This is a genomic window from Streptomyces vastus, assembly GCF_039532825.1.
In the GTDB taxonomy this organism is placed as follows: domain Bacteria; phylum Actinomycetota; class Actinomycetes; order Streptomycetales; family Streptomycetaceae; genus Streptomyces; species Streptomyces vastus.
This window is the reverse complement of the sequence record NZ_BAAASJ010000016.1, coordinates 133,458-141,090: the sequence shown is the minus strand read 5'-3', so window position 1 is coordinate 141,090 and position 7,633 is coordinate 133,458. Positions and strand designations below refer to the sequence as shown.

At 65.0% G+C, this 7,633-nt stretch carries 7 protein-coding genes; 3 read left to right on the top strand and 4 right to left on the bottom strand.

The features are described from left to right. Positions 1–494 precede the first annotated feature (494 nt). Entirely contained in the window at positions 495–1,100 is a 606-nt protein-coding gene (locus ABD357_RS06180) for a LuxR C-terminal-related transcriptional regulator (RefSeq protein WP_344388021.1), read from the top strand. A 69-nt stretch (positions 1,101–1,169) separates the two neighbouring features. Here the strand turns inward: ABD357_RS06180 and ABD357_RS06175 are convergent, their stop codons facing one another. From ABD357_RS06175 to ABD357_RS06165, 3 genes are read right to left on the bottom strand one after another with little or no spacing between them, the layout of a single operon-like run. Beyond that, positions 1,170–2,279, bottom strand: coding sequence for a 3-dehydroquinate synthase II family protein (locus tag ABD357_RS06175; RefSeq protein ID WP_344388019.1), 1,110 nt, complete (start codon positions 2,277–2,279; stop codon positions 1,170–1,172). Further along, positions 2,251–3,105: a 2-amino-3,7-dideoxy-D-threo-hept-6-ulosonate synthase gene (locus tag ABD357_RS06170; protein WP_344388017.1), complete on the bottom strand. Its 855-nt coding sequence runs from the start codon at positions 3,103–3,105 to the stop codon at positions 2,251–2,253. Before ABD357_RS06170 ends, ABD357_RS06175 begins: the two co-directional genes overlap by 29 nt. After that, positions 3,102–4,643 carry a class I adenylate-forming enzyme family protein gene (locus tag ABD357_RS06165; protein WP_344388015.1) on the bottom strand — a complete coding sequence of 514 codons (1,542 nt, stop codon included), beginning with the start codon at positions 4,641–4,643 and terminating at the stop codon, positions 3,102–3,104. Before ABD357_RS06165 ends, ABD357_RS06170 begins: the two co-directional genes overlap by 4 nt. Positions 4,644–4,949: 306 nt before the next feature. Between ABD357_RS06165 and ABD357_RS06160 the strand changes: the two genes are divergently transcribed. Together ABD357_RS06160 and ABD357_RS06155 are read left to right on the top strand one after the other, a co-directional pair. Next, entirely contained in the window at positions 4,950–6,473 is a 1,524-nt protein-coding gene (locus ABD357_RS06160) for a SagB/ThcOx family dehydrogenase (RefSeq protein WP_344388014.1), read from the top strand. A gap of 225 nt (positions 6,474–6,698) precedes the next feature. Beyond that, positions 6,699–6,875 (top strand): thiazolylpeptide-type bacteriocin, encoded by a 177-nt coding sequence (locus ABD357_RS06155; protein WP_344388013.1) that lies wholly within the window; start codon positions 6,699–6,701, stop codon positions 6,873–6,875. Between the two features lie 93 nt (positions 6,876–6,968). Here the strand turns inward: ABD357_RS06155 and ABD357_RS06150 are convergent, their stop codons facing one another. Continuing rightward, a complete protein-coding gene (locus ABD357_RS06150; RefSeq protein ID WP_344388011.1) occupies positions 6,969–7,472 on the bottom strand; it encodes a hypothetical protein in 504 nt (167 codons plus the stop codon). Between the last annotated feature and the right edge of the window lie 161 nt (positions 7,473–7,633).

Below are 7,633 nucleotides of genomic sequence, written 5' to 3'. Positions count from 1 at the left end.
CTCGCCCGTTCCAACCGCCCCCGGCGGCAGCATCAGTCCCACGAACGGCCCAACGAACCGACCGCCATCACGTCACGTGAACCACCGGCTGTAGTACTAGCCAAGGCTTCGTGCACCGCGTGGCGTCTACGTCCGTCGATACTTCCCGGAGGCGGCGCCCGATGGTGCCGAGCGGTCGGTATCGGTGCCGGGCCGGGGCTCGGCGGCATCGGCCATCACTGTGCGCAAGAGCTGAGAGGGCGTCAGCAGAAACCGCGTCTCCTGTTCGAGGTCGCCGCGGTCGTCCGAGCCGAGTACACATCCGTCCCTGAAGGTATGGCGCATTTGGCGAGTAAAAGGCGAGGAAAAGGCGAGGAAAATGTGAAGTCGCCTGGCTCAGATCTTCCTCAAGTGGCCACGCGTATCGCACAAGCTTCTCTAGGGTGATGCACAAGTTGCCTGTGCGCCGTTTGACGGAGACCACACAGGCCGCATCCGACAAAACGGGGAGCAGTATGGCGAGTCGCATTGCCATAGCCGGCAGTGCCCTTCTCACGGCGGAGCTGATGGCCGCGTCGCTCAGCCGGGAAGAGGGCCTTGAAGTGGTGACCGTTGTTAGTAACTATCACAAGTTAGTCGAAGTCGTCGAGCGTAAAGAAGCGGACGTCACCCTGATCGACCCGGACAGGGTCCACGGGGACTGTGTGGCTGTAGCCTGTGAAATACGCAAGGCGCGCCCTGCTTGCGGAGTGGCACTGGTCGTGGACGCTCCGACGCGGACCTTCGTGGACCAGGCTCTTAGAGCCGGAGTGTTGGGCATTGTCCCCAAGACCGCTGGGCTACGGAGATTGATCGACTCTGTGCGTGGTGTCGCGTCAGGACAAGTCGTCATGGACCCACAGCTCCTGTCTGTCGTGGGCAGACAGGACGGTCCGTTGACCGACCGAGAGGCTGACGTGCTGCGGCTCACGGCGTCGGGGGCTTCGGTGAAGGAGATGGCGGGGGAGCTCTATCTAACTGCAGGAACGATTCGCAACCTGGCCTCGGCGGCGATCAAGAAGCTCGACGCCCGCAACCGTTACGACGCCGTGCGAATAGCGAGCGAACGATGTTGGATCTGACCAGTTGACCAGGCAGATAAGTGAAACGGTTCCCGGAGGCGATGCCGCCTCCGGGAACCGGCGCGAGTGTCACTGCTCGCGGCAGAACTCGTCTATCGGATAGCCGACATGGCGATCGGCCGTCGGCAGATGCCCGAGGATCTTGTCCCCTGGACGGAGCTCCGTGCTGTTGAGCACGGCACCCCCAGGACCGAGGACCCTGACGTGCCAGTCGTCCTGGAGGATCAGGTTCACTGTCTGCCCGTTGGGGGCCACGGCGTCCACGGAGATCAGAGGCCGCGTTTCGATCTTGACACGTCCCACGCTGACCACGCGGGTGCGCCCCTTCGTATCGACGGCCAACACTTTGCTTCCTGCGCCGAGTTCGCTGAGGTAGTGGGTACGGCCGTGGTGCGAAACGGTGTAGGAGTGGATCGCACCCGCGTTGACCCTGAAGGGCCTCGTCGGCATATAGGGAAGGGGGTGGGTCTCGCTGACGCAGAGAACCATTCCCTTCGAGTGCGAGCCCACCAGAATGCCCTCGTCCTTTCCGAGGTAACTGCAGGTGTCGACGCAGGCGCGCTCGCCCATGCCAATGTGCGAGGTCGCCGTGACCTCCAGTTCGACGAGGGGGATCTCCCCGGTGGTCGTCCCGGCGGCTCGCCTCAGCGCGGTGGCGTCGCCGACGGCTCGCGCGGGCATGAGCACGCCGTCCGAACCCAGTTCGAGCACACCGAAGATGATCCGGGCTTCCTCCACGTCGGCGGCCATGGTCACGACGGTTCCGTCGCATCCGGCCGCGGCTGCGATGACGATCTCCAGCGGGATCTTCGTGGGATCGCGGAAGTCGAGCAGACTCCACCGTTCGGTCCGTGCCGACAGACAGGCCAGTTCCAAGGTCTCCGCGTCGACGATCTCGACGTAGCGGCCGAACTCGATGGCCGGGTGCGCATCGGCCAGCTTGGCGCGGTCATCGGCGCTACCGGCCACCAGGACCAGGTCGGCGCCCGCGAAGCCGTCCGTCGGCTCGCCGGCGTCGTGCACGAGGACCCGACGGATCGTGGGGGGAAGATCCGCCAGCACCTTCATGTCGGCGGCGACGATGGCGTCGATGCGTTGATGCATCGCCTCTTCGAGAATCGCCGGTGCAAGATCGCCGGCCTTGCGTATGTCAAGCCAGCACAGTTTGCTGTCCATCATGCTGGTGTCCCCTCGTCATGTGGTCGAATTCTGCTGCGGGTTCTTCGCCTGGCAACCGGTGCACGAGCTGCGCCACCCGCCTGGCCATCCGCTGCGGGTCTGAGGAGTGGAAGATGTTGCGCCCCATGGCGACGCCCAGCGCACCGCCCGCGAGGACCTCGCCGACGAATTCGAGGACGCCGTCCTCCGAGGCCCGTGGCGGACCACCGGCGACGAGGATCGGGACGGGGCAAGCGTCGGTCAGTGCCATCAAGGCGGGCAGGGAACTCGGGAAGGACGTCTTGATCAGGTCGACTCCCAGATCTGCCGCGATGGTCACCGCGTGGGCCACGAGCGTGGGGTCGTGGGGGTCGTCGATGCGAGGTCCGCGGGGATACACCATGGCCATGAGCGGCAGGTTCCAGCGGTCGCAGGCGTCGGAGATCCTGCCGAGGTCGGCGATCTGCTGACGCTCGTCGTCGGAGCCCAGGTTGACGTGCACGCTCACCGCGTCTGCGCCCAGGCGCAGCGCTTCTTCCACTTCGGTGACGACGTACTTGGCGTCAGGATCCGACGCCTGCCCGGTGCTCGCGTTGAGATGGATGATCAGCGACATGTCGGCGAACCGCTCTGGACGGATGTGCCGCACGCTGCCCTTGTGTACCACGATCGCGTCGACGCCGCCTGCGGCGAGCTGCCCCGCGAGCAGATCGATCGAGCTGTTCCTCGGCACCACGGGACCGTCACTGATGGAGTGGTCCAAGGGCGTGATCATCAACCCGGATGTGGTGTGGTGGTGCAGCCGCCGCAAGCGCAACGACCGCGCGAAATGCCCGTGAGGGATCATTGCGCATCCTTTCGACCTCTGAGAAGTGCGTAGTCAGGCTTTCCTGATGGATTGAGTGGTATCTCTTCCCACCAGGAGAAGTCCTCCGGAACGTGCGCCGCTGACAGAGATGCGGCTATGTGGGTACGCAGATCGTCGGCTGTACAGCGCGCACCGGTACGCAATTGGACAGCGGCTTCCAGGTGCTCGGCATACTCAGTGTCACGGATTCCGTACACCACGGAATCCGCCACTTCCGGGTGCTGCAGCAGAATGTCCTGGACCGATGAGGGATGGATCTTTATCCCGTTGGCCTTGACGACGCTGCCGATTCGGCCCAGCAGACGGAGGTATCCGTACTTGTCCCAGTGGCCGAGATCTCCTGTGCCGAGCCAGCCGCCCCTCACCGTGGGGCCGACGTGTTCCTCGTCGCCGATGTAGCCATCCATGAGGGTGGGCGACCGGACGTATATTTCTCCCGCTTCTCCCCGCTCGACTGTCTCACCGGATTCGAGCCGTCGGATTTCCATCTCCACCCAGGGAAACGGGCGACCGCCGCTGGGTAGGAGTTCCGGTTCACAGTGGTCCAGCGGGGTCAGGGTGCACATGCCGCCGGCCTCGGTGCTGCCGTACAGTTGGGCCAAGGTGTGTCCGAAGACCTGCGCGGCCCGGGCGATTCGGGAAGGCGCAGCGGCTGTGCCGCTGTAGAGGACCTGCCGCAGCGACGGGAAGACGGCTTCGTCGATGCCGGGTTGATCGATGAGCTGGTAGAGGTGGGGCACCGCGAGGTACATGTCGGTCACCTGCTGCTCGGTCAGAGCGCGCAGCACGTCGTCCACGCGAAAGCCGTTGTGCAGCACCACCGTGCCGCCTGCGGCGAGCGCCGCGTCCACCATCGTCGCCGTGGCATGGCTGATCGGGGTCACCGACAGGAGCGTGGGCCGGTGTTCCGGTTCGGAGACACCGAACGACAGGTCGATGAGCCGGCCTCGCACGCCGAACGAGCGGCGCACGAGCTTGGGGCTGCCGGTGGTGCCGCTGGTCAGGTCCACGACCGCCAGGTTCTCGGGCGTGTAGGGGGCTGCCGGGGGCATGTCCATGGTTCCGGGCATGGCGGTATCACGGGCGAGAGCGACGAGTGCGAGTCCATCCTGGTTGTTACACAGGGCGCGCCCGCGCGGGGCGTTGGGGCCGTCCACCATCAGCACGCGCGCGCCGGTGGCGCGCAGCAGTCGCGCCTGCTCGGCCGCCGGTAACTCGTCTGCGTCGGACCGGGCGTTCATGGATCGGATGTGGGTCACGGCGGCGCCGTGCAGATGGACGGCGTACCTTGCGGCGAGCATGGTGGCGCAGTTCGGTTCAGTCAGTACGGCCACGGTGTCCGCGGCCCCGACTCCGGCCCGTGCCAGGGATATCGCAGCGTTCGCTATGAATCTGTGGAACTCGCCGGCGGTGAGATCGCCGTCCCAGGAACGGACAACGATTCTTGCCGGGTCTCTCTCAAGGTGCTTCAGAATGCGCAGAACGTAGTTCCGGGTCTGTGTCGTGCGGCTGCTCATCGCCTGCCCTACAGACATTCCCGCCCCACTTCTGCATGGTCGTAATCATTCATTCGACCACCACGGTGCATCGAGTGATCAGTGACAAGCCTGGGAGGGCGGGAGGGGGCACGCAAGCGCCAAACCGCGGCGGATGACAATCATCATCATTCGTGAAACAAAGGTAATTGGACGACTGCTCGGAACACTTCGACAGCTACATGACCAATGTCATCGAGTAACTGACCGGCGTCATCGGCTTCTTGCCAGAAATGATGGTTGTCGCACGACCATGGTGGATACGTATCCGTGATTTCGGAGGTCAGCATGCGACCTGGTAACCCGTGGCCCGAAGTCGAGTACCTCGTAGGCTTCCGGGACGACGTCCGGGTCGAGTTCGACGCCACGTCGGTCAACCTCACCACATCTGTGAGCACCTTCGCCGTCCGGCTCCCCGAGGGACGTGTCCGTGATGCCCTCGCTGCGCTCGCCGATGATCTCGTCCCCACGGACAAGGCACTGAACGAGCTCGGCCCTGCCGAACGCGTCCAGTTCCAACGCCTCCTGGGCCGCATCGGGCGCCTGCTCGTGTACGGCGTGCTGATCGGCGGGCGAGAACTGATCCGTTTCGAGCACACCGCGCAAGACGTCGGCTCGAAGGCCGAGACCGTGCAACCGGACGACTTGGTGAAGCTGTCCAGGTTCGCCCTGTGCCGCAGCAGGTCCGGGATGCTGGTGCTGGAGTCGCCGCTGGCCAAGGTCAGGGTGCTGCTGGTCCATAGGGCCGCCCGGGAGCTTGTGGCATCGCTTGCCGACGTCCAGCGCGTCGACGATATTGCCGAGTCTGCGGGCGGTGATCTGGCGGTGGCGGAGGTCTGCGCGCTGCTGGGTGTACTGGTCGGCGCCGGATTCGTCGAAGTCCGCCCGGCAGGTGAGGACTTCGACGGGGAGGAGGACCCAGTCCTGCGGCAGTGGGACTTCCACGACCTGCTGTTCCACTCGCGCGTCCGCAGCGGACGGTTCGACGAACCACTGGGGGGCGTGTTCCCGCACAAGGGGAAGATCGCCCCGCGTCCGGCGGTCAAGCCGGTGCCCGACGGGCCCTCGGTCGAGCTCTACCGCCCCTCCCTGGAAGACGTCACGCAGCGGGACCCCGGCTTGACCGCGGCACTGGAAGGCCGCAGGTCGTTCCGAAGCTACGGTGAACAGCCGCTCACCGCGGAGCAGATCGGCGAGTTCCTCTACCGGGTTGCCAGGGTCAGGACCCACTTCGTCCCGGCGGCAGGCGGCGAACCGGGCGGTGAGATCGTCTCGCGTCCCTACCCCACCGGAGGCTCGGCCTTCGAGCTGGAGCTGTACCTGACCATCCAGCGATGCGCCGGCGTCGACCCGGGCATCTACTACTACGATCCCGTTGGGCACCGACTCGTTTTGGTGAACGACGACCCCCAGGACCGCAGGGCGATGCTGGAGGTGGCATCCGTGTCGACGTCCAGGGAGGCCGATCCCGACGTCCTGGTCACGATGACCTCCCGCTTCCAGCGGCTGTCCTGGAAGTACAGAGGCATGGCATACGCAACGACCCTCCGGCACACCGGCGTGCTCTACCAGACCATGTATCTTGTGGCCACGGCGATGGGCATGGCCCCGTGCGGCCTGGGCATCGGGGACTCCGACATGTCGGCGCGCGTCCTTGGCCTCGATTACCTGCAGGAGTCGTCCGTAGGTGACTTCATCCTGGGCAGCCGTCCGCCGGGCGACCCCGGCATCTGGGACCAGGAGCAGGGCTGGGAATGGGTCAACGACCCGGAGTGGGCGGCGTGGGCCGGCTCGGTGTTGCGCCGGCACTGACCTCACAGGCGGAAAATTCGGATGATGCCCTCACGAATTCGGTGGGGGTATTCATTTTGCCTGCGGTGGAATTTGTAATTCCACATCCCGCTCATGATATCGGTAATCGCACATGTGACAAGTGTCAATCGAAGGTGCCGCACTGTGGCCTTTGGGTGAGAAATTCGAAATAGTTTCCTTTGTGTGGCCGCCCGGTCGCACAAGGAAACTCTTGAGGAGTTCTCAATGAACACCGTCTCGGTTAACTCCGCTGACATCGAGCAGGTCTTCGGCTCGTTCGACGTGACCGAACTGGAGGTCCTCGAGGTCTCCCAGGGCGTGGCCCTGCCTGAGATGGGCGCCTCCGGTGGCACTGTCGGCACGTCGTCCTCCTCGTCGACCTGCTCTTCGTCGACCTGCTGACGAAGGCTGATCGTCTGATCCGCTGAGACGGACGGCGGTGTTCGCCCCCGCGGGGAGTGGGCACCGCTGTCCGTCCGGGACGCGGCGGGCGGCTCAGCCTCGGCGGGCTACGTGCAGAGCGGTGGCCCACAGGACGAGGGCGGCCCCGAACCCGATGAACAAGCGGACGTTCGCGGCGTCGCCGCCGTCGGCGAGAGTCACGGCACCTGCCAGCGCGAGGGTTATGAGCAGCCCTCCTGTCCACCAGTACTGCGGCTGCGCGAAGGACCGCGCGAGCGGAAGGAAGTGCAGCCCAACGACCAGGCACACCGCGGCGGGAATGTAGACCCACAGGTCGAGACGGCCCAGGATCATGACGGCCGCGACGATCGCCACGGTCTGTCCGATGTTGACCTGGCCGAAAACCCTGAAGCTGTTCGGTGTCACCCGGCGCGTACGTCTCGGCCCCGGCAGCGCGCCGAATCGGATGGTGAGGGTCACCGAGATGACCGCCGCGGCGATCGCCAGGGCGGCTGCGCAGAACAGGGCCGACGCCGACACCCTGGGTATCAGTCCGGAGACCCCCAAGATTTCCCACATCGATGCGAAAACGGACATTACGACCGCGCCTTGTAGGGGGCGGTCTTCGCGCAGTTTTCGCCTGCCAGATTCGTCAATCACTTGCTCACCCTACCGCGGCGTTTCACATGAAATGCGGCACAGGTGTCACGAAGTACGTGACGGATGTCAGTAATTGGTCGGTAGTTCTTTTCTGATTG

Bases quoted from the DNA above. Each gene is read 5' to 3' on its own strand.
- ABD357_RS06180 (WP_344388021.1), top strand. From the start codon at position 495: ATGGCGAGTCGCATTGCCATAGCCGGCAGTGCCCTTCTCACGGCGGAG.
- ABD357_RS06175 (WP_344388019.1), bottom strand. From the start codon at position 2,279: ATGATGGACAGCAAACTGTGCTGGCTTGACATACGCAAGGCCGGCGAT.
- ABD357_RS06170 (WP_344388017.1), bottom strand. From the start codon at position 3,105: ATGATCCCTCACGGGCATTTCGCGCGGTCGTTGCGCTTGCGGCGGCTG.
- ABD357_RS06165 (WP_344388015.1), bottom strand. From the start codon at position 4,643: ATGAGCAGCCGCACGACACAGACCCGGAACTACGTTCTGCGCATTCTG.
- ABD357_RS06160 (WP_344388014.1), top strand. From the start codon at position 4,950: ATGCGACCTGGTAACCCGTGGCCCGAAGTCGAGTACCTCGTAGGCTTC.
- ABD357_RS06155 (WP_344388013.1), top strand. From the start codon at position 6,699: ATGAACACCGTCTCGGTTAACTCCGCTGACATCGAGCAGGTCTTCGGC.
- ABD357_RS06150 (WP_344388011.1), bottom strand. From the start codon at position 7,472: ATGTCCGTTTTCGCATCGATGTGGGAAATCTTGGGGGTCTCCGGACTG.